Annotated in this window: 16 protein-coding genes; 12 read left to right on the top strand and 4 right to left on the bottom strand. The window is 63.9% G+C overall.

The features are described 5' to 3' along the window. Positions 1–240 precede the first annotated feature (240 nt). The 5 genes from CIT26_RS03630 (at position 241) to CIT26_RS03610 (ending at position 10,424) form a co-directional block, all read left to right on the top strand. Positions 241–2,223, top strand: a complete 1,983-nt coding sequence (locus CIT26_RS03630) for a hypothetical protein (protein ID WP_095491284.1) — start codon at positions 241–243, stop codon at positions 2,221–2,223. A gap of 10 nt (positions 2,224–2,233) precedes the next feature. Beyond that, positions 2,234–5,758: a DUF7929 domain-containing protein gene (locus CIT26_RS03625; protein ID WP_095491283.1), complete on the top strand. Its 3,525-nt coding sequence runs from the start codon at positions 2,234–2,236 to the stop codon at positions 5,756–5,758. A gap of 167 nt (positions 5,759–5,925) precedes the next feature. Then, complete coding sequence (locus tag CIT26_RS03620) at positions 5,926–7,731, top strand: hypothetical protein (RefSeq protein WP_245319076.1); 1,806 nt, start codon at positions 5,926–5,928, stop codon at positions 7,729–7,731. A gap of 413 nt (positions 7,732–8,144) precedes the next feature. Beyond that, the gene (gene rpe / locus CIT26_RS03615) at positions 8,145–8,822 is read left to right on the top strand and encodes a ribulose-phosphate 3-epimerase (RefSeq protein WP_095491282.1); all 678 of its coding nucleotides are present in this window, start codon (positions 8,145–8,147) and stop codon (positions 8,820–8,822) included. Between the two features lie 222 nt (positions 8,823–9,044). Continuing rightward, positions 9,045–10,424, top strand: coding sequence for a malonyl-CoA decarboxylase (locus CIT26_RS03610; protein ID WP_245319074.1), 1,380 nt, complete (start codon positions 9,045–9,047; stop codon positions 10,422–10,424). Positions 10,425–10,466: 42 nt separating this feature from the next. On the opposite strand, the gene nagA is transcribed toward CIT26_RS03610, so the two are convergent. The 4 genes from nagA to CIT26_RS03590 are packed head-to-tail and all read right to left on the bottom strand — an operon-like array spanning position 10,467 to position 14,345. After that, positions 10,467–11,645: an N-acetylglucosamine-6-phosphate deacetylase gene (nagA, locus tag CIT26_RS03605; protein WP_095491281.1), complete on the bottom strand. Its 1,179-nt coding sequence runs from the start codon at positions 11,643–11,645 to the stop codon at positions 10,467–10,469. Then, a complete protein-coding gene (locus CIT26_RS03600) occupies positions 11,642–12,652 on the bottom strand; it encodes an SIS domain-containing protein (RefSeq protein ID WP_206072718.1) in 1,011 nt (336 codons plus the stop codon). Before CIT26_RS03600 ends, nagA begins: the two co-directional genes overlap by 4 nt. 32 nt (positions 12,653–12,684) lie before the next feature. Further along, on the bottom strand, positions 12,685–13,467 hold the full coding sequence (locus tag CIT26_RS03595; RefSeq protein ID WP_095491279.1) for a GntR family transcriptional regulator: 783 nt from the start codon (positions 13,465–13,467) through the stop codon (positions 12,685–12,687). Beyond that, the gene (locus tag CIT26_RS03590) at positions 13,464–14,345 is read right to left on the bottom strand and encodes a glucosamine kinase nucleotide-binding domain-containing protein (protein WP_095491278.1); all 882 of its coding nucleotides are present in this window, start codon (positions 14,343–14,345) and stop codon (positions 13,464–13,466) included. Before CIT26_RS03590 ends, CIT26_RS03595 begins: the two co-directional genes overlap by 4 nt. Positions 14,346–14,545: 200 nt before the next feature. Between CIT26_RS03590 and CIT26_RS03585 the strand changes: the two genes are divergently transcribed. The 7 genes from CIT26_RS03585 (at position 14,546) to CIT26_RS03555 (ending at position 21,327) form a co-directional block, all read left to right on the top strand. After that, complete coding sequence (locus tag CIT26_RS03585) at positions 14,546–15,502, top strand: N-acetylmuramic acid 6-phosphate etherase (protein WP_095491277.1); 957 nt, start codon at positions 14,546–14,548, stop codon at positions 15,500–15,502. 2 nt (positions 15,503–15,504) lie between these two features. Continuing rightward, a complete protein-coding gene (locus tag CIT26_RS03580) occupies positions 15,505–16,764 on the top strand; it encodes an ABC transporter substrate-binding protein (protein ID WP_095491276.1) in 1,260 nt (419 codons plus the stop codon). Positions 16,765–17,004: 240 nt separating this feature from the next. Then, the gene (locus CIT26_RS03575) at positions 17,005–17,928 is read left to right on the top strand and encodes a carbohydrate ABC transporter permease (RefSeq protein ID WP_095491275.1); all 924 of its coding nucleotides are present in this window, start codon (positions 17,005–17,007) and stop codon (positions 17,926–17,928) included. Between the two features lie 8 nt (positions 17,929–17,936). Next, positions 17,937–18,776 (top strand): carbohydrate ABC transporter permease, encoded by an 840-nt coding sequence (locus tag CIT26_RS03570; RefSeq protein WP_095491274.1) that lies wholly within the window; start codon positions 17,937–17,939, stop codon positions 18,774–18,776. Next, entirely contained in the window at positions 18,773–19,240 is a 468-nt protein-coding gene (locus CIT26_RS03565; RefSeq protein ID WP_095491273.1) for a DUF4304 domain-containing protein, read from the top strand. Before CIT26_RS03570 ends, CIT26_RS03565 begins: the two co-directional genes overlap by 4 nt. 1 nt (position 19,241) lies before the next feature. Then, complete coding sequence (locus tag CIT26_RS03560; RefSeq protein ID WP_095491272.1) at positions 19,242–20,297, top strand: Gfo/Idh/MocA family protein; 1,056 nt, start codon at positions 19,242–19,244, stop codon at positions 20,295–20,297. Positions 20,298–20,328: 31 nt separating this feature from the next. Next, a complete protein-coding gene (locus CIT26_RS03555) occupies positions 20,329–21,327 on the top strand; it encodes an ABC transporter ATP-binding protein (protein WP_095484638.1) in 999 nt (332 codons plus the stop codon). Positions 21,328–21,414 lie beyond the last annotated feature (87 nt).

The raw sequence follows: 21,414 nt of genomic DNA, 5'->3' as shown, positions 1-21,414 counted from the left end.
ATGACTGGAAATCCAGAGCCTCCGCGGTCTCCGGGAACTCAGCGCGACCACCGCTTGCGGGATGGAGCCGATATGCCAGGCCTTCCGCTGATTCCGTTGACCCCGCGTAAGTGCCGGCATATCGTGACTACGAGGAAAGCAGACAATTCGATCAGGGAAAAACGTGCCGGAACGCCGCGCCTTGCCCTGATTTGCGCGGAAATGCCGGATGTTTCTCCCGTAGCCCGCGGGGGGAACTCCATGTCTGGCGACCACGGCGCGTTCGTGCGCACTCGTGCTGGCCGTTCGCGTCGCGCGATGCAACAAACCAGTGGCTTTCTGGCGCTGGCGCTCGCCACCGCCCTGTGGCTTGGCGGTGCCGCCCAGGCGCAGGAAACGCAGATCATCTATCCAGGCTCGATGGCGGTGACCGGATTTTCCGGCACCGTCATTCCCAATTTCGAACAGGATCCCAATTTCGAAGAAGGCCTGCCGCCCGGCGTCGACCCTGTCGACGAAACCTTCATCGACACGACGCGCGCAACCTTGCGCGTTTTCGATGTTTCAAGCCTAGGCGGGCCGGCTTCCGGCCAACTCGTTTTCACGCCGCCGCCCTTCGAAGTGACGGCCGGGCAGATCGGCCAGGTGTTCGCCATCACCTATGACGACGGTGTCCGCGACGGCGCTCCCTCAGGCATCCCGAACCTCTATGCCGGCGCCACCTCGTTGCATGGCATCCGCATCGTCACGTCAGACGAAGAGGCGGACGGTCCTCCCGAGCGGCAGCGTCGCGGTGCTGCCGGCGCCACGTTCATGGATGGCCAGTTCGGCACCGAGAACGGTGGCGGACCGGGCACGATCTGGAAGATCGACGGCATCTCCGGCCAAGTGAGCAAATTCGCCGACATCGACACCAACAGCGGTCCCGGCATCGGCGACGTCACCTTCGACACCATCCACCGCCAGCTCGTCGCCAGCGACCTCGACACCGGTCTCATCCATCGCATCGATGCCAACGGCGCCCTGGTCGACATGTTCGACCACGGCATTGCCGGGCGTCCGGCGCATGAGCTGGCCCCGCTTGCCGACGATGGGACGGGGATGGACATCGAGGACGCTGCCTTCGACAGCGAAGACCCCGACAGCTGGGGCTACACGCAGGATGAGCGCCGTGTCTGGTCCGTCGCCTATCATGGCGGCCGGCTCTATTATTCGGTCGGTGAAAAAGCCGAGATCTGGTCGGTGGGCGTTGCCCGCGACGGCAGCTTTGCCGGCGACCCGCGCTGGGAGCTAACGGTCAAGGCCGACAAGGACCACGCCGTCACCGACATCGCTTTCGATATCAGCGGCTTCATGTACCTGGCCCAGCGCGGACCGGTGGAAAACCGCTACGACTACAGCCGGTTCGCCGATTCCGGCGAAGGAGAGGTCATTCGCTACTGGCGCGAAAACCCGGACGATCCGGCGACGGAATCAGTCTGGGTGGAAATGCCGCAGGAATATGCGGTCGGTTTCCCGCAAGACAACCGGCAGTCGGCCGGCGGCCTCGACCTGCAATATGGCTATGACGCCGACGGCAATCTCGACACGAGCGTCTGCACCGACACGCTGGTTAAGTCAGGCGACAAATTGCGTGATAACCCGGCGCTTGCCGAACAGCTTGCCGGCGGCGGGCCGCTGGCCGTGCACGGCGTGCAGATCACGCCGGCGGCGTTGGTCAAGCCGGCCAACGTGCCGCCTTTCAGCTCGTGGTTCATCGACTTCGACGGCTATTTCGAAGACCCCGAGGTTGAAGGTCACGTCGGCGACGTCGAGGTCTGGCACCCCTGCGAGGGCCGTGCCGGCTATTACGAGCAGATACCGGGCGGCGGTTACCTGCCACCTTTCTATCCGCCTGATTTTCCGCCCCCCGGTGGCGCGCCTCCTTGCCTCGACCTCGAGGATGTCAGGTACTTCTGCACGCCCTCCGGCCTCGAGGCCGAACTCTATCTCCGCGACCCTGCCGGCTTTGGCGGCGGTTCGATCAAGGCTCTGTCCAGGACATCAGGCGTCGGCGTGACTTCACCCCCATCGCATGCTCCCGGCGCGCCCTACGCGATTGGCATCACCGGCCATTATCCTAGCGACACGGTCGACGTCGGGCTCTGCCTCTACCGGCAGTCCGACCGCGACAAGGGCGGCTACTTCCCTTGCTGCAAGATGACCGTGCCGCTCAGAACCCCAGCCTTCAGCTGCGAACGTTGAGGAGGGGAAGATGAGCATTTCAGCATTTTCCCCGCTTGCGACGATCATGAAGCCGCTGTCACTCGCCAGGCGCGGCGCGCGCTGGCTGGTTGCGGCCGGGATCGCGGTCGCCATGCTGGCCCCGGCGCAAGGCTTCGCCCAGGACCTTGTTCCGGCCCAGACCAGTCAGGCCGACCTCGACAAGCCCGCCGATCCCGGTCCGCTCGTAACCGCCAGTCCGGATTTCGGGCTCGATCTGGACAATCCGCGCATCGTCAATCCGCGGCCGGGCCGGGTCGTGCCGTTCTTCACCAAGAAAGGCGGGCAACGAGGCTGCGACTTTGTCGTATATTCGCTGAGCTTCGGCCTGCGCGGCAACCCGCAAGCTTTTGCCAGCCCAGGCCTCGCGGCCGCGCTGGAAAAGGCCGAGATCGACTTCAAGGACCAGCTTTCGCATGGCCTGCGGATCGTCGGCGTGCATGTGTCCGGCGACGGCACGAATGCGTCCGGCGGACCGCTGCCCGCTACCTCGATCAGCACGTCGGCAAATCCCAACGACACGGCGGATGTTTCCGATTTCCGGATCTCCGCCTCCGATCTCGACGGCGTCGGCGCTCCGAACGAGCGCGTCATCACGTTGCAGATCACCGCCAGGATCGACCATGCGACGTTTGCCTCGCCGGCGATCGTCGACAATCAGGGCATGATCAAGTTGACGGTCGGACCCGGCACTGGGACCATCATCCCGTCGCAGGACCCAAGCAAGCCTGACGACGGCAATTTCCTCACCGGCGAAAAGACCTCGATCAAGATCGACATCACCAAATGCAACCCGCCACCTCCACCTCCCGGCAAGGAATGCTTCAAGGCGGAACGCGGCACGGTCGATTGCGTAACCGGCGGCGCCTTCATCTATCACATGCCGGTCGGCGCCGAGATGGGCGGCAAATGGGTGCAGCTTTCGACGCCGACGACACCCGGCATCACCATCATCCCCGACACGCAGTTGGTGCCGGCGGGCGGCGGTGTGCTCGACTGGAAGATCGTCGGTGCGTCACCTGGCGACGTCATCCACCTCGTCGTCACCGGCATCGAAACCTATGCCGGCCCGGAAGAGGGCTGGGGCCTGTGCTGCACGCAGACGATCGAAATCGTCATTCCGCGTGACCAGAGGTGTCCGCCCAAGGACAGGGAACCGGATCTGAAAGTCGGAAAACGCGCCGACGTCCCGCGTTGCACGATGGATGGCGGTTGCGACTTCACCATCCGGGTCACCAATGTCGGCGACGCGCCGTATCACGGCAAGATCGTTATCGACGAAGTAACGCTGCCGGCCGGCTCCACCCTCGATTCAGGACCGAATGCGCTCTGGGCCTGTGCGGCGGCGGCCACCCCGATGATATGCACCCATCCAGTGACCAAGCTCAACCCGGGTGCCTCCGTCGACCTCAAGCTCGGCTTCAAGCCGGCCGGAGGTTGGAAGGGCCGCATCTTGCGCAACTGCGCCGCCTATAATTATGGGGCCAGCGGCAAGCCGCTGTTCGGCAGCCAGCAAAACGACCGCGGCTGCGCCTCGATCCCGATCTGCCGGCGCGGCGACCGTGACCGCGACTGCCGGCCGCCGGTGGAAAAGAAGGTCGATCTGATCCTGAAGAAGCGTGCCCGTACCCCGGTCTGCACGGCCGATCGCGTCTGCACCTTCGTGATCGACATCATCAACAACGGCAGCGTCCTCTACGACGGGCCGCTGGCGGTCACCGACACCTATCCGGGCGGCGCGCCGGCATCGTCGAGCTTCGGCCCGACCCCGCCCTGGACATGCGGACCGAACGGCCCCGGCCAGTTCCGCTGCGACAATGCCGGCATCGTGCTCTCGCCGGGCGCCTCGACGCCGATCTTCGTCAAGGCGGTGATGCCGGCCGGCTACCGTCCGGACACCGTCGAGAACTGCGCCGAGGTGAAAGCTATCCCCGGTGAGCACGACCTCACCAACAACCGCGCCTGCGCCAAGCAACGCATCGGTGATGGCGGCAAGCCGGCCATGCGCATTGCCAAGATGTGCAGCGGCTCGCTGGCCGGTGCTGCAGCCATGACCTGCCGCATCACCGTCATCAGCACCGGCACCACTGCTCCCACCGGTCCGGTGCGGGTCAGCGATGCCGCCACGCTGGTGGCCGGCGGAGCGCCCGTGCAGATCCAGACTGTCACCCCTGACGGCGCGGAATGGGCGTGCGGACCGGTTCCAGCCAATGCGCTGTCGTGCCAGATTCCCGGCGCCATCATGACGCCCGGAACCAGCCGCCACCTCGATGTGACGGTTGCCGGCAATGGCGTGTTCGAGAACTGCGCACGCGGCTTCCATGGCCCGGCGCCAGGAGACGACATCGTCTATCCGATCGGCAGGGCCTGCGCCAAGGGCGGCCGCCCTGCCACCATTCGCGTCGAGAAGACCGGCAATGCCGAGTGCCGGATCGGCCGGCCCTGCTCGTTCGAGATCACCATCGCGAATGATGGGCAAAACACCTTCTCCGGTCCGGTTCGCATCGGTGATGCGATCGGTGTCGAAGGCCTCGGCCGGCTGGAAGGCGTTGCGATCACCTCGGTCGACCCGCCCTTCGGCTGCGCGCCGGAACCGGCGACCTTGCCGGCATCCTGCATCGCCAATCTGACGCTCGGCGCCGGGGAAAGCCACGTTCACCGTGTGACCGTGATCATTCCCGACGACGGCCGCCTGACCAATCTGCAGGGCACCGTCAGCGGCCAGAACTGCGTCGGCGTGCTGTCGCCCGATACGCCGGTGCGAGGTGCGGGCGAAGTGCTCTCCCGCGACCCGGCCAACGTGCAGGGCGATCGCGGCAAGGCCTATGCCTGCCGTCCCTTCACCATCAAGAATGAGGTGCAGAAGGAGTGCTCGGCAGGTCTCGTCATGAACGACGCCGGCCGGTGCGTCTGCCCGGAAGGCACCACTTTCCGCAACGGCCAGTGCTCGTCGGGTGGCGGTTCGGTCATCATACCGAAGCCGAAGGAGCGCTGCGTGCTGCTCAATGGCCAGATACGGACCTCCGACGGGCGTTGTGTCTGCCCGCGCGGAACCGAGCTGGAGAACCGCAGGTGCGTGTCGACCGACGAGCCGCCGGCACGCCTGTGCAAGCTGCTGCCTGGCCAGATCCGTACCCAGGATGGTGATTGCATCTGCCCGAGAGGGACGGAACTGAGGGGCAGGGCCTGCGTGCCGATCGTCAAGAAGCCGATCGTTGAACAGTGCACCACCCGCGGCCAGATTCACAACAAGCGCGGCGCTTGTGTCTGCCCGCGCGGGACCGAGGTGATCAGAGGCGCATGCCGCCGGGCGCAGGTGGAGTGCGCGCCTGGCTCACGGCTGATCAACGGCCGGTGCCAGCCGATCATCAAGCGGCGCTGCCCGGTCGGGACAGTCGGACAGTATCCAGACTGCACTCCGATCCGCAGGGCGCCGACGCTGCAGATCAATCCGAACCTGCTGCTAAACCCGAACATCCTGCAGCAGCCGAGGCGCAGGCCGCGGGCTCTCCAGTAGGGGACCCGGCGCGCAACAGTCCGTCACATTGGACCGCAACACCAAAACCCCGCCGGAGCAAACCGGCGGGGTTTTGGTGTTGGTCGGACGTGTTTCAGCCGCCGCGTGAACCTAATCGCTGCAGTCGGCGACAAACTCCCTGAAGGAACATTTCAGGGAGAGAGAAGATGTCTTCAACCAAACATGTTTTCCGCAATACGGCGGCGACCGTTGCCCTGATCGCAGCCGCGCTCGCCACCACACCGGCCTTCGCCAAGCAGGCGAACATCAAGTCAATGTCGTTCAACACCGAAAGCGCCAACACGACGATCCATGTCAGCTCCAGCGACAAGCAAAAATGGGACACGCTTAAGAGCGGCAACGTCCAGTTCTGGGGCCACATGAAGCTCAACACACGGTGGCCAGGTTATGTGCAGGATGTCGGCGTGGCGCTCGGCGTTTGTGGACCGGGCCAGTGCGGCGCATTTCCGCCGATCTGGAGCACGTCGCCTGTCAGCCGCGACTACGATCATCAGGAAAATTTCTACTTCGATTCCTCCATAATACCGCTGTCGTCGGACACCGGTATCGCCGTCGTGCCTTACGGAGACCAGATCATTGCCAGGTGCAACCAGTACCTCCAGCCCGATGGGCCGACAAAGTCTTACTCGTTCACGCACAGCTTCCATGTGAGCTTCTCGGCACTGACCGACACGGCGCTCGACATGGACAATGCGGTCAGCGAGGCCCAGGGCGGCAGCTGGCCCCATCCGCTGTACGACTCGCACTATGCCGAGCATGGATCGTTCGACGTCCAGGTTGTCTGCGACCCCGTCATCAAGCCGCCGGTTCAGGACGTCGCCAATGATTTCGGCGAATTCGACGTGGACAACGTCAAGCTGTTCCTGACCACCTACCAGTCGAACCAGACCGGCTCGACGCCCGGTACGGTCTGCCCGTCGTTGAAGGTCACGAGCCAGGCGCAGGCCAACCAGGCCGGGCCTGTGTCGATGCGCATCTGGCGCCAGAAGAACGACGGGCCGATCACCTCCGAGGTGCAGCAGGCGTGGGCGTCATACGACGCGACCAAGAATGGCTATTTCGCCACCTATGAGAAATGGGAGGATGTCGGCGCCACCGCCTACTTCCAATACAAGACCGAGATCATCGGCAACGGTCCGTTCGAACCATTTGACGGCTGGAAGGACATCACCGTCCATTGCACCGGCGCGGGCGGGGGCGGCTTCACCGACGCACCTCAGGACAACCCCGAAAACCCGCCGGCGCATTCGGACTGGCAGGGAGAAGTCACTGTCTCGGACAGCGCTGGCTTCAAAAAATTCTGCCCGCGCAAGGGCCAGGTGGCGTTCGAGGTCGAACGCGATGCGCCGGGTGCGTTTCACTACCGCATCAGCTGCTCGAACGGCGCATTCTTCACCGGCACGACGGCCGCCTTCAACGATGGCTGTGTGTTCAAGGCGAGTGCCGCACACGAGCTCAGCATCGTCAGAACCCGCTCGATCCAGTGCACCCTGCAGGAGATCAAGCAGAACGGTTCGATCGCCACCGTCGACAACGGCAGCGAGGATTTTACCTGCATCAAGCGTAGTTTTGATCCGAATGCCGATGGTCTGGCGGTCGATACGCGACCCAATCCCGGCAAACCGCAACTTCCGCCGGTCGTCATCGACGCCGGCCGCACATGCCTGCCGAGCCAGAGGCTGATCCGTGGCAAATGCGTCGACAGGCCGCTCGTGGCTGCCTGCCGCGGCACCGAAAAGCGTGTCAACGGCAAGTGCGTTGGGGTCAGCATCCACTGCCTGCCCGGTTACCATCAGGTCGGCCTGAAATGCGTGCGCAATGCAGTGATCGCCGACAGGTGCAAGCGCAACGAACAGCGCATCGACGGGAGATGCGTGCGCAAGCCCCCATCATTATCGACTGCAAGCGCGGCTATCATCTGGTCGGCAAGGCATGCGTTAAGAACCCGCTGATCATCACCGCCTGCCGGGCAACCGAAAAACTGGTGCGTGGACACTGCGTGCCCAAGCAACCTGTGAAAAAGCTCAATCTGCAGAAAGTGAAGTAAGGCACCGGCAAGGTCTTACTGCCACGACCGGCCAGGCCGCGGCATCCGGTGAACTGAAATCGCGACGCTTGAACAGGGAGAGAGGTGGCCGACGCTGCCTCTCTCCTTTGTGCAACAACCCATCTTTGTGCAACAACCCATCGGCGCCGGATTCCTGTCGACAAGCGGCGCTGAGACGATTAGAGCGACGTGCGTCCACTTGGACGCACAAAGTACGCTCTAAGACTTTGAATCTTCGCTTCGTGCTTTCCGAAAATCGGATTCCGATTTTCGGGCCGATGCGGTAGGCGAAGGCGGGCTCAAGGACGGGAAGCGAACATGGCTCACAAGACCCTGATCGCGCCATCTGTGCTGGCGTCGGATTTTTCGAAGCTCGGCGACGAGGTCGAGGCGGTAGCGGCCGCCGGCGCCGACTGGATCCATCTTGACGTCATGGACGGGCATTTCGTGCCCAACATCACCTTCGGTCCGCCGGTGATCAAGGCGATCCGCAACCGCACCAAGGCCTTCTTCGACTGCCATCTGATGATCGCGCCGGCCGATCCCTATCTGGAGGCCTTCGCCGAGGCCGGCTGCGACGGCATGACGGTGCATGCCGAGGCCGGGCCGCATCTCGACCGTTCGCTGCAGACGATCAGGGACCTCGGCAAGAAGGCCGGCGTGTCGCTCAACCCGGCGACGCCGGAAACGGCGATCGAATATGTGCTCGACCGGCTCGATCTGATCCTTATCATGACCGTCAATCCGGGTTTTGGCGGCCAGGCCTTCATTCCGGGGGTCGTCGACAAGGTGAAGCGGGTGAAAGCGCTGATCGGCAATCGGCCGATCCGGATCGAGATCGACGGCGGCATCTCGCCGCAAACCGCATCTTTGGTCACTGCCGCCGGCGCCAGCGTGCTGGTCGCCGGTGCGGCCATCTTCAAGGGCGGCAGCGTCGAAGCCTATCGGGCGAACATCGAGGCGATCAGGACAGCGGCCGACCGGGCTGCCGGCTGACGCTGCGGCTGCCGGCGCCACGCGCCGTCTCTTCAGCCGGTCAGGAATTCGTTGGCCGACGCCGGTGCGCTTGTGCTTATGACATGCGGTCCGCCAGCCAAAAATGTCTTTGTCCATTTTTGGCAATTTTGTTGGTATATCAGAAACTGCATCCATATTCTCTGTCTCACCCTCATGCCTCTCCGGACCCTCCCGCAGGCTCCTCTTCGACGGTTGGGATCGATGAACCGCAGCCCTTTCTTCGCTGACCTGCTGAACACCATCGCCGACCGCGGCCGGATGATGCTGAACCTCGTTCGCGGTGACGAGCCGGTTTCGGCCGACAGCCTGGCACGTCTGTGCGCCCGTCTGCTTTCCAGCCAGGGCGAGGCATCGGGTGTCGCTTATGCAAGGGAAATCCTGGAGCGCTGGCGCACCCTCGGCACCGACGGAAGGCTGGCTTTCCTGCGTGTGCTGCGCGATCGTTTCGGCACCGATCATGCCAGGCTTGCCGCCGCGGTGGATGCCTATCGCGCCGAGCCCGACGATCGCTCGGCACTTGCCCTGCACGCCGCCGCCGAGCCGGCCAGGCAGGAGCTCCTGCGCCGCCTGAACCTGGCGCCCGGCGGCATCGAGACGCTGGTGCGCATGCGCGAGGATCTGCTTGCCCGGCTGCCCATATCGCCCGATCTCGCCATCGTCGATGCCGATTTCACGCACCTCCTGTCGTCATGGTTCAACCGCGGCTTCCTGGTGCTGCGGCGGATCGACTGGTCGACCCCGGCCAACATCCTGGAAAAAATCATCCGCTACGAGGCGGTGCACGCCATCCACACCTGGGACGATCTGCGCCGCCGGATCGAACCCGACGACCGGCTCTGCTATGCGTTCTTTCATCCGCAGCTCGGCGACGAGCCGCTGATCTTCGTCGAGGTCGCGCTCACCCGGGCGATGCCGACGACGATCGCCGAGCTGCTTGCTGACGAGCGGCCGCTGGTGCAGCCACGGGAGGCCACGACGGCGGTGTTCTATTCCATCTCCAACTGCCAGGAGGGCTTGCGCGGCATCTCGTTCGGCAATTTCCTGATCAAGCAGGTGGTCGAGGACCTGCGCCGCGACCTTCCCGGCTTGACCGATTTCGTCACGCTGTCCCCGGTGCCGGGCTTTGCCCGTTGGCTGGCCGAGCAGGCTGAAACCATCCCCTCCGCCGCCGAAGTGTTAGACCTCGTCGCCGACGAGGGCTGGCATGCGGACGCTGCCGCGCGCGACCGCGCGGGCCAGGCTCTGCTTCCTCTTGCGGCACAGTATTTCCTCGAAGCCCGCACCGCCTCCGGCAAGGTGATCGATCCGGTCGCCCGGTTCCATCTCGGTAATGGCGCGCGGCTGGAGCGCATCGATCTTTTCGGCGACCTGTCGCCCCGCGCCTTGCGTCAGGCGCATGGCCTGATGGTCAATTATCGCTACAAGCTTGACGATATAGAGAAGAACCACGAGCTGTTCGCCGCCAGGAACGATGTGGCGGCCGCGCCCGCCGTGCGCCGCCTGCTGCCGAACCGGCGAGACCGGGCCGCGCCGCGGCTTCCGGCGCAAGCTCAGGGGATTGAGGACAAGAGGGACATATGAGCAACCCACCCGCTTCAGGCTGCCGGCCGAACGGCTGATACCTTAGGCGCCCTTTGCGACACCGGCCTCGAAAACCCTGTCGCCTTCTATCCAGACGCCCTTGACGTCCAATTCGTCCGACAGCGCAATGATATCGGCAGCGGTGCCGTTGGCGAATCGCCCGAGCCGGTGCGACTGGCCGATCGCCTGCGCCGGATAGAGCGAAGCCATGCGCAGCGCCTCCGAAAGCTCCAGTCCGACAACTCGGTGGACGAAGCGCACGGCGGAGATCATGTCGAGATCGGCGCCCGCCAGCGTCCCGTCGGCAAGCCGCAGGCTGCCGTCCTTGCGATAGATGGTGCGGCCGTTCAGCGTGAACGAGGTCATATCGGTGCCGATCGTCGCCATGGCGTCGGTGACCAGGAAAATTTTTGCCGGGCCCTGCTTGGCGCGCAGCGCGATGGCCAAGGTGGCGGGATCGACATGGATGCCGTCAGCGATGATGCCGGCAAACAATGTGCCTGTATCGATGGCGGCACCCGCCAGACCCGGCTCACGATTGCCGATCTGGCTCATGGCGTTGAACAGATGGGTGACCAATGCTGCGCCGGCATCGGCGAACGCGCGCGCCTTGGCATAGCCGGTGTCGGAATGGCCGAGGCTGACGACGATGCCGGCCTCGACGAGCGCCGAAACGCGCACGGTGTCGACGGATTCCGGCGCTACAGTGGTCAGCAGCACCGGCAGGGTTTTTCGCGTCGCAATCAGCATCGCCTGGTCGGCATCCAGCATCGGCCGGATCAATGCCGGATCGTGCGCGCCCTTGCGGGCGATCGACAGATGCGGGCCTTCGAGATGCAGGCCCAAAAAGCCCGGCACCTTCTGCTGCGCGGCCTCCGCACCGGCGGCAACCGCCGCGGCGGTGATCTCAGGCGTGTCGGTGATCAGCGTCGGCAACAGCGCGGTCGTGCCGAACGGCGCGTGCGCCCGACAAATGGTTTCGATCGAAGCGACATCGGGATGGTCGTTGAGCATGATGCCGCCGCCGCCATTGACCTGAAGGTCGACGAAGCCCGGTGCAAGCATGCCGCCGCCGGTTTCGATACGCTCGACGCCGAACGGAACGGCTCCGGTGGCAACGATGGCCTCGACGAGACCGTCTCGCACGACAAGGGCAGCGTTGTCGTGCCAGTCGTCGCCGTCAAAAATCCGGGCGCCAGTCAGGGCAAAACGGTCGCTCATATGGTTTCCGTCACCTTGCGAAGATTGGGCGGCGTGTCCGGATCGAGACCGCGATGACGGGCAAAGGCCTCGACGAAGCCATAGAAGGACACGATCAGCGCCAGCGGGTCGGTCAACGGATGGCCGGTGGCGACATGCGGCAGGTGCTGAGCGCTTTTCGCCGTGTCCGAAGTCACGAAGACGGCCGCACCCTTGGCCGCCAGGCTGTCGGCGGCCTCGGCGACCGATGGCTCGGAAGCATCGCGGGCGGCGAGCGCCAGCACCGGAAAATCAGGCCCGACCAGCGCCAGCGGGCCGTGCATGACTTCGGCAGCACTATAGGCCTCGGCATGCATGGCGCAGGTTTCCTTGAACTTCAGCGCCGCTTCATTGGCGATCGCAGCGGACGGACCGCGACCGAGGATGAACAGCGATTTCGGCGTCTCCAACGCACCGGCCAGCGCCATCCAGTCGCAGGCGATCGCCTTGCGAAATTGCTCCGGCAAACGGACGAGCGCTGCCAGCAGCTTATCGTCGCCGGTGCTATGCGCCATCAAGGCGAGGCCGGCGACGGCCGAATTGACGAAGGTCTTGGTCGCCGCAACGCTGCGTTCCGGGCCGGCCAGGATGTCGATCGCATAATCGGAGGCGCGCGCCAGCGGCGAATCGGCGGTGTTGGTGATGGCGACGGTCAGGGCACCGCCGGCTCTCGCGGCTTGCGCCATGGCGACAATGTCCGGGCTCTTGCCCGATTGCGAGATCGCCAGGCAGGCCGAGCCGGCCAGCTTGAGCTTGGCGCCGTAGATCGAAGCGATCGACGGACCGATCGATGCGACGGCGAGACCGGCGGTCAGCTCGACGGCATATTTCATGAAGGTGGCGGCATGGTCGGAGGAGCCGCGCGCCACGGTGACGATGAAATGCGGATCGCGCTCGCGAATGCCGCGCCCGGCCTCGGTCAGCACCGCCGCCGAACCGTCGAGCAGGCGGGCAGTGGCTTCCGGGATCTCCTCGATCTCGCGCCGCATATGGGTAATCTCCATTTGGGTGTTTACTGCGCTCATGGCCGGCCCTCTTCGCCCGGCCCGCTCAGCCGGAGCTCGGCGACGAAATCATAGGCGTCGCCCCTGTAGATGGAGCGGGTGAATTCGATCACCTTGCCGCTCGCCAGATAGGAAATACGCTCGATGTGCAGGCCGGCAATACCTGACGGCACTTCGAGCAGCCGCGCGTCGTCGCCACCGAGATTGGCTGCGGAAATGCGCTGCACCGCCCGTACCGGCCGGAGGCCGGTCGTTTCCAGTGCAGCGTAGAGCGAGGACCCAATTCCTGCCGGGTCGGGCAGCACGCTGGCAGACAGTGCGGCGCGCTCGATCGCCAGCGGCGTATCGTTGGCAATGCGCAGGCGCGCCACCCGCGCCACCAGTTCGTTCGATGACAGGCCGAGCACCATCATCTCGTCCGGCGAGGGCGCATAGAGGCCGCGGTCGAGCCAGGCCGAACGCACCGCCATGCCGCGCCGCGCCATATCCTCGGTGAAAGACGTCAGCCGCGACAGCGACTGCTCGACGCGCTCCATCCGCGGCGCGACGAAGGTGCCGGAGCCGTGACGCTGGACAAGGATGCCGCCCTTGACCAGATCCTGCACTGCCTTGCGCACGGTGACCCGCGAAATGTCGGCCTTGCTGGCGATGTCGCGCTCGGACGGCAGCGCATCGCCCGGCCCGATCAGGCCGCGATTGACCGCGTCCTCGATGCTCTTCCTGAGCTGCAGATAGAGCGGTGCGCCGCTTTGCGCCGACTGTTTCAGCATGGCGAAAATCTGGTCGGCGGCTTCGCTCATCGCGCCGCCTCCGCCGCACTCGAGAAAACGCGCACCGCCATCTGCACTGCGCCGCCCAGCGCATCGTCGAGCGGCGGCTTCAGCAGCGCCCGGTAGCGTGCCGACAGACGTGGTGCATAGAGCGGCGCCAGCCCGCCAAGCAGGCAGAGCGGATCGTCGTCGCCGAGATCGAGCACGCCAAGTGCTGCCTCGACGTCGGCGACCGCCTTGTCGAGGATCCAGTTGGCGACGGCGTCGCCCTTTTCGGCATGGTCGAAGACCTTTGGCGCGAAGCCGCCGAAATCGCCGGGTTTGGCGTTGGTGGTGAACTCGACCAAATCCTCAGGATTGTCGCGGAAGATGGCGAGCATGGCCTGCGTCAGCGGCGACCCCTGGCGGATGCCGTCATAGGCAAGCAGCGTCTGTTCGAGCAGGTCGCGGCCGATGCGGGCGCCGCTGCCCTGGTCGCCGACCTGGAAACCCCAGCCGCCGATGGCGCGCGACTTGCCATGTCTGCGCGCCATATAGGCGGTGCCGGTGCCGAGGATGGCCATGGCGCCGTCACCGGAGCCGACCGCGCCTTCCAGGGCGATCTCGGCGTCGGTCTCGACACGGCTGACGCTGAACGGCAGGATGGCTTCGAGCTGCTGCCTGTAGGTGCCGACATTGGCGCCGGCGAGGCCGAGGATGGCCGGGGTCTGCGGGATCAGTTCGGGGTCCTGTCCGGCCGCGACAAAGGCCTGCCTTGCCGCCTCGACGATGTTGGCCCTGGCACCGGTGAGATCGGTGCGGATGTTGGCGGCGCCGCTCTTGGCGCGGCCAACGACGGTGCCGTCGACTGTTGCAAGGGCCGCCCTGCAGCTGGTGCCGCCGCCATCGATGCCAAGCACGAAATTCACACGATTTCTCCTCCGGGCGGATAATACCAATAAAATACCAATAGCCAAGGCTTAATTTCCGTTTCAAAAAGATTAAGGCGTATTTGATTGAAAAACCACCGCATTTTGCCAACACGGCGATTTCAGGGCAGGGAAGTCGTTAATGCGTGTGGACAAGTGGTATTTTTTTGGTATTGTTTTCTGGATTGGAGGGAAAGCGGATGGCCGAAACGCGCACCGAAGCGCTTCACCAGAATGCCGAGGGGCTGGACATCCAGGCTCCGGACGCCATCCTTTCCTCTTTGGCCAATGCGCAGATCGAGGCCGCCAAGGCGGTGCGCGGCGCCATTCCTGCCATCGCCAAAGCAGCTGAGATCATCGCCAGCCGGCTAAAGAGCGGCGGCACGCTCGCTTACGCGGCAGCCGGCAGCTCGGGCCTGATGGCGCTGGCCGATGCGCTGGAACTGCCGGGCACCTTCGGCATTCAGCGCGACCGTATCGCCATCCTGATCGCCGGCGGCGACGAAGCCTTCAAGACACTGGCCGGTGGGCCGGAGGACGACACCGACGAAGCCTCGGCGGCGGTTGCCGCTGCCGGCATCGGCGAGGGCGACTGCCTGATCGCGGTCTCGGCCAGCGGCTCGACGCCTTATGCCGTGAGGGCGATCGAGGAAGCCCGGGCCCGGGGGGCGGCGACCATCGCCATCGCCAACAACAAGCACGCGCCGCTGCTTCGGCTGGCCGAAGTTGCCATATTGCTCGAAACACCGCCGGAGCTGATCGCCGGCTCGACGCGCATGGGCGCCGGCACTGCCCAGAAGATCGCGCTCAACATGCTGTCAACGCTGGCCGCCATCCATCTTGGCCATGTCCATGACGGCTACATGGTCAATCTCATGGCCGACAACATCAAGCTGCGCGACCGCGCGGCACGCATCGTCGCCGCCATCAGCGGACGCGATAGGGACGATGCGGCGCGTCTGCTCGAGAAGAGTGGCGGCGTCGTCAAGACCGCCATTCTGCTCGCCGCAGGTGCTGCCAACGCCGATGCGGCCGAGAAGATACTGGAAGGGACCGGCCAGAAGCTGCGCCCGGCCCTTTCCGCGATCGAGGGGAGCATGAGGCAGAAAGCCTCTGTTCTCAAAACCGAACCTGAAAAAGGTCAACAGGGAGACTGAGCATGACAACGAAACTACTGACGGCACTTCTTCTCGGCACCAGCATTCTCGGCTCAGCCGGAATGGCCTATGCCCAGGACGTAACGCTCAACATCGAAAGCTGGCGCGGCGACGACCTTGCCATCTGGAAGGACAAGCTGATCCCGGCTTTTGAGGCCAAGAACCCGGGCATCAAGGTGGTGTTCGCGCCGTCGGCGCCGACCGAATATGACGCCGCACTCGGCGCCAAGCTCGCCGCCGGCTCGGCGGGCGACCTGATCACCTGCCGCCCGTTCGACAAGTCGCTGGAACTCTTCAAGAAGGGCAATCTCGCCGATATCTCGACGCTGCCTGGCATGGAGAACTTCTCCGACGTGGCCAAGTCGGCCTGGCAGACCGACGACGGCAAGGCGACATTCTGCGTGCCGATGGCTTCCGTCATCCATGGCTTCATCTACAACAAGGACGCCTTCGACCAGCTCGGCATCAAGGTGCCGACCACGAATGAGGAATTCTACGCCGCGCTCGACAAGATCAAGGCCGACGGCACCTATATCCCGATGGCGATGGGCACTAAGGACCTCTGGGAAGCCGCCACCATGGGCTACCAGAACATCGGCCCGAACTACTGGAAGGGCGAGGAAGGCCGCGCCGCACTGATCAAGGGCGAGCAGAAGCTGACCGATCCGCAGTGGGTAGCGCCGTTTGCCGAACTCGCCAAGTGGAAGCCCTATCTCGGCGACGGCTTCGAGGCGCAGACCTATCCGGACAGCCAGAACCTGTTCACGCTTGGCCGCGCCGCCATCTACCCGGCCGGCTCGTGGGAGATCGGCCTGTTCAACACGCAGGCGCAGTTCAAGATGGGCGCGTTCCCGCCGCCGGTGCAGAAGGCCGGCGACACCTGCTACATCTCCGACCACACCGACATCGGCATGGGCCTCAATGCGGCGTCGAAGAACGCGGATGCGGCCAAGACCTTCCTGTCCTGGGTCGCCTCGTCTGATTTTGCCACCATCTATGCCAACGCGCTGCCGGGCTTCTTCAGCCTGAACAACACCCCGGTGAAGATGGAAGACCCGCTGGCGCAGGAATTCGTCTCCTGGCGCGACAAGTGCAAGTCGACGATCCGCTCGACTTACCAGATCCTGGGCCGCGGTACGCCGAACCTCGAAAACGAGACATGGGTTGAGTCGGCTAACGTCATCAACGGCACCGATACGCCGGAAGCTGCCGCCAAGAAACTGCAGGACGGTCTCGACAGCTGGTATAAGCCGGCGAAGTAAGAGCCCGGCGAAGCGCTATCTCCCCCCCTCGAGTGGGGATAGCGCCGAAGGCTACAGAGGGGTCGGTGAAGGCAGGCTGCGACCCTGATCGTTGCTGGAAAGCACGATCGAAACCACGATGGCGCACTGCCTTGGCCGACCCACCCGCCTCGCTTCGCGAGGCACCCTCCCCTCGAGGGGGAGGGAGGTGCCGCGCCCTTTGGCGGCAATTGCAACACCTGATCGGCGGGAACCGAACTCATGGCCGCAGCACCGAAACGACCGTTCCGCTGGCATATCGGCGTCTTTCTGGCGCCGGCAGTGCTGGTCTATACGGCAATCATGATCCTGCCGCTGGCCGGCACGCTGCAGCTCTCGCTGTTCCGCAACATCGACCAGGCCCAGGTCTTCGTGGGACTGGCAAATTTCCGCACGCTGTTCGGCGATCCTAACTGGTCCTTGGGCTTCTGGAATGCACTGCGGAACAATGTCTGGTTCTTCATCATCCACATGCTGGTGCAGAACCCGATCGGCGTCCTGCTGGCGGCACTTCTGTCCAGCCCGCGGCTGAGATTCTCCGCCTTCTACCGTACGGCGATCTTCGTGCCGACGATCCTGTCCTTCGTCATCGTCGGCTTCGCCTGGAAGCTGATCCTGTCGCCGCTGTGGGGCGTGGCGCCGAACCTGATGGATCTCGTCGGCCTCAAAAGCCTGTTCACGCCGTGGCTGGGCAAGGAGCAATATGCGCTGACCACGCTCAGCCTGATCTCGGTGTGGCAGTTCGTCGGCATCCCGATGATGCTGATCTATGCGGCACTGCTGTCCATCCCCGAGGAGGTGATCGAAGCCGCCGAATGCGACGGCATCACCGGCATGTCGCAGTTCTGGAAGATCAAGCTGCCGCTGATCCTGCCGTCGATCGGCATCATCTCGATCCTGACCTTTGTCGGCAATTTCAACGCTTTCGACCTGATCTATACCGCGCAAGGCGCGCTGGCCGGGCCGAACTATTCAACCGACATCCTCGGCACCTTCCTCTACCGCGCCTTCTTCGGGTTCCAGTTGCAGATCGGCGATCCCAATATGGGCGCGGCGATTGCCACGATGATGTTCCTGATCATCCTTGGCGGCGTCTGTGTCTACCTCTTCCTCGTTCAGACGCGCCTGCGTCGCTACCAGTTCTGAGGCGTAAGATGAGCATGACAACCAGCTCCCTGCCCCGCACCATCGGCGCCCATGCGGTCCTGTTGACCTACACGGTGATCGCACTGCTTCCGGTGATCATCGTCATCGTCAATTCGTTCAAGTCGCGCGCCGCGATTTTCGGCGCGCCGCTGGCGCCGCCGACCCCGAAAACCTTCGACCTGATCGGCTACACCACCGTGATCGGGCAGGGCGATTTCATCCACTATTTCCAGAACAGCCTTGTAGTCACCGTCGCCTCGCTGTTCTTCGTGCTCCTGTTCGGCGCGATGGCGGCTTTCGCACTATCGGAATACCGCTTCCGCGGCAATTCGCTGATGGGGCTCTACCTGGCGCTCGGCATCATGATCCCGATCCGCCTCGCCACCGTCGCCATCCTGCAATTGATGGTGATGAGCGGGCTGGTCAACACCCTGACGGCACTGATCCTGGTCTACACGGCGCAAGGCTTGCCGCTCGCCGTCTTCATCCTGTCGGAATTCATGAAGCAGGTATCCGACGATCTGAAGAATGCCGGGCGCATCGACGGCCTGTCCGAATACACGATCTTTTTTCGGCTGGTGCTGCCGCTGGTGCGGCCATCGATGGCAACGGTTGCCGTCTTCACCATGATCCCGATCTGGAACGATCTGTGGTTTCCGCTGATCCTGGCGCCGTCGGAGGAAACCAAGACGGTGACGCTCGGCGCGCAGCTGTTCCTCGGCCAGTTCGTCACCAACTGGAACGCGATCCTGGCCGCACTTTCGCTGGCGATCATGCCGGTGCTGATCCTCTACGTCATCTTCTCGCGGCAGCTGATCCGCGGCATTACTTCGGGAGCGGTCAAGTGAGCGAGGGTCGAGACATTATCGTCCAGAGCCTTGCCGAGACGGCAAACCGCCATGGATTTCGAGGCGTGCGCGCCACGAATTACTACCGCGAGTGGCCGGAAACGGTCTGCCTGCTTAACGTTCAGAAGTCTGCCTGGGGACCACAGTTCTATCTCAATGCCGCTGTCTGGCTGACGCGGTTAGGGGCGGAGCGCCGACCGAAAGAATACAACTGTCATATTCGCTGGCGCGTCAATTCCCGGATGGAAGGCGAGCAGTCGAAGGCATTCACGGATGCACTCGATCTGGACCACCCGATGCCGGACGATCACAGATCTTCACTGATCAAGGACGGTGTCGATGAATATGGCTTCGGACTTCTGGCACGTTGCGAAACAGAACAGGCGGCTTTGCAGGTCGCCGATGAATGTGGGCCGACTGTGATGGTGGCCCTGAAAGCCCGTATGCAGGGAAAGGCGAGCTGAAATGGCTGAACCTCTTCGTGTCGTCGTCGCCGGGCTCGGCAATATGGGCCGCAGCCATGCGCTGGCCTATCACACCAATCCGGGCTTCCAGATCGCCGCACTTGTCAACCGTTCGGATGTGCCGTTGCCGGCCGGGCTTTCCGGCTATGGCATCAGGCGCTCCTTCGACGAGGCGCTGCGCGACGAAAAACCAGATATCGCCTGTATCGCCACCTATTCCGACAGCCATGTCGACTATGCCGTGAAGGCGTTAGAGGCCGGCTGCCATGTCTTCGTCGAAAAGCCGCTGGCGACGACGGTGGCGGATGCGAAACGCGTCGTCGCCGCAGCCAAGGCCAACGGCAGAAAACTGGTGATCGGCTACATCCTGCGCCATCATCCGTCCTGGATCAGGCTGATCGCCGAGGCGCGAAAACTGGGCGGTCCTTACGTGTTTCGCATGAACCTCAACCAGCAATCCTCAGGCCAAAGCTGGGAGACGCACAAGCAATTGATGCAGACGACGTCGCCGATGGTCGATTGTGGCGTTCACTATCTCGACGTGATGCTGCAGATCACCGACGCCAGGCCGGTCGAGGTGCGCGGCATGGGGCTAAGGCTGACCGACGAGATTGCGCCAACGATGTACAATTACGGTCACCTGCAGGTGCTGTTCGACGACGGTTCGGTGGGCTGGTACGAGGCCGGCTGGGGGCCGATGATCTCGGAAACGGCCTTTTTTGTGAAGGACGTGATCTCGCCCAATGGCTGCGTGTCGATCGTCATGAAGGAGGGCGCCAAATCCGACGACATCGACACCCACACCAAGACCTCGACCATCCGCCTGCACAGTGCGGCGACCGGCGCGGACGGCAAGTTCGCCAAGCCGGATGAGATGCTGTCGATGGAGGGTGAGCCCGGCCATCAGGATCTCTGCGATCTCGAGCAGGCTTTTCTGCTCAAGGCGATCCGCGAGGATCTTGATCTCTCCCGCCACATGGACGACGCGGTGAAGTCGCTCGCCGTCTGCCTTGCCGCCGACGAGAGCGTGCGCAGCGGCGCCCCAATCAGACTCTAGACCAGTCAAACTCTAGAACAGGGACGAAGCCGTGGGTTCGCTGAATATCGAGAATGTGAAGAAGGCCTTTGGGCCGGTCGAGGTGCTGAAGGGCATCAACCTAGAAGTGACCGATGGCGAATTCGTCGTCTTCGTCGGCCCCTCCGGCTGTGGCAAGTCGACCCTGCTCAGGGTCATCGCCGGGCTGGAGGATTCGACCTCGGGGCGCGTGGTCATCGACGGGGCGGACGTCTCCGCAACCCCACCGGCCAAGCGCGGCATCGCCATGGTGTTCCAGACCTACGCGCTCTACCCGCATCTGACGGTGAAGAACAATATGGGCCTCGGCCTGAAGCAGGCGGGCACGCCGGCGGCCGAGATCGACCGCCGCATCGGCATCGCCTCCTCGATGCTGTCGCTGGAACCCTATCTCGCAAGGCGCCCGGCCGAGCTTTCCGGCGGCCAGCGCCAGCGCGTCGCCATCGGCCGCGCCGTGGTGCGTGAGCCCAAGCTTTTCCTGTTCGACGAGCCGCTGTCCAACCTCGATGCAGCACTGCGCGTCAACACCAGGCTGGAGATCGCGCAATTGCATCGCCGGCTGAAGGCGACGATGATCTATGTCACCCACGACCAGGTCGAGGCGATGACGCTGGCCGACAAGATCGTCGTGCTCAACGCGGGCAAGATCGAGCAGATCGGCGGGCCGATGGAACTCTACAATTCGCCGGCGAATGAATTCGTCGCCGGCTTCATCGGCTCACCGAAGATGAATTTCGTCGATGGTGCCAGGCTTGGCGAGACGGCCAAGACCATCGGCGTGCGCCCCGAGCACCTGACCGTCGATGCGAAATCCGGGGCCTGGAAAGGCACGGTCGTCCATGCCGAGCACCTCGGCGCCGACACCAACCTCTATCTCGACTGCGAGAAGGCCGGGCTGATCACCGTGCGCATCTTCGGCGTCTACAATGCCGAACCCGGTGCTACGCTCTACGCGACGCCGGATCCGGCGAAGACTTATCGGTTCGGGGCCGATGGCAAGGTGCTGAAGTAAGCGCCTCCTTTCCTTCTGCCCTTGTGGGAGAAGGTGGATCGGCGCGCAGCGCCGAGACGGAAGAGGGGTGTTGGACGGAGTGCGGTC

This window comes from Mesorhizobium temperatum (assembly GCF_002284575.1).
In the GTDB taxonomy this organism is placed as follows: Bacteria; Pseudomonadota; Alphaproteobacteria; order Rhizobiales; family Rhizobiaceae; genus Mesorhizobium; species Mesorhizobium temperatum.
Note: the sequence above shows the minus strand (reverse complement) of the source record. Positions and strands in the feature narration are given on the sequence as shown.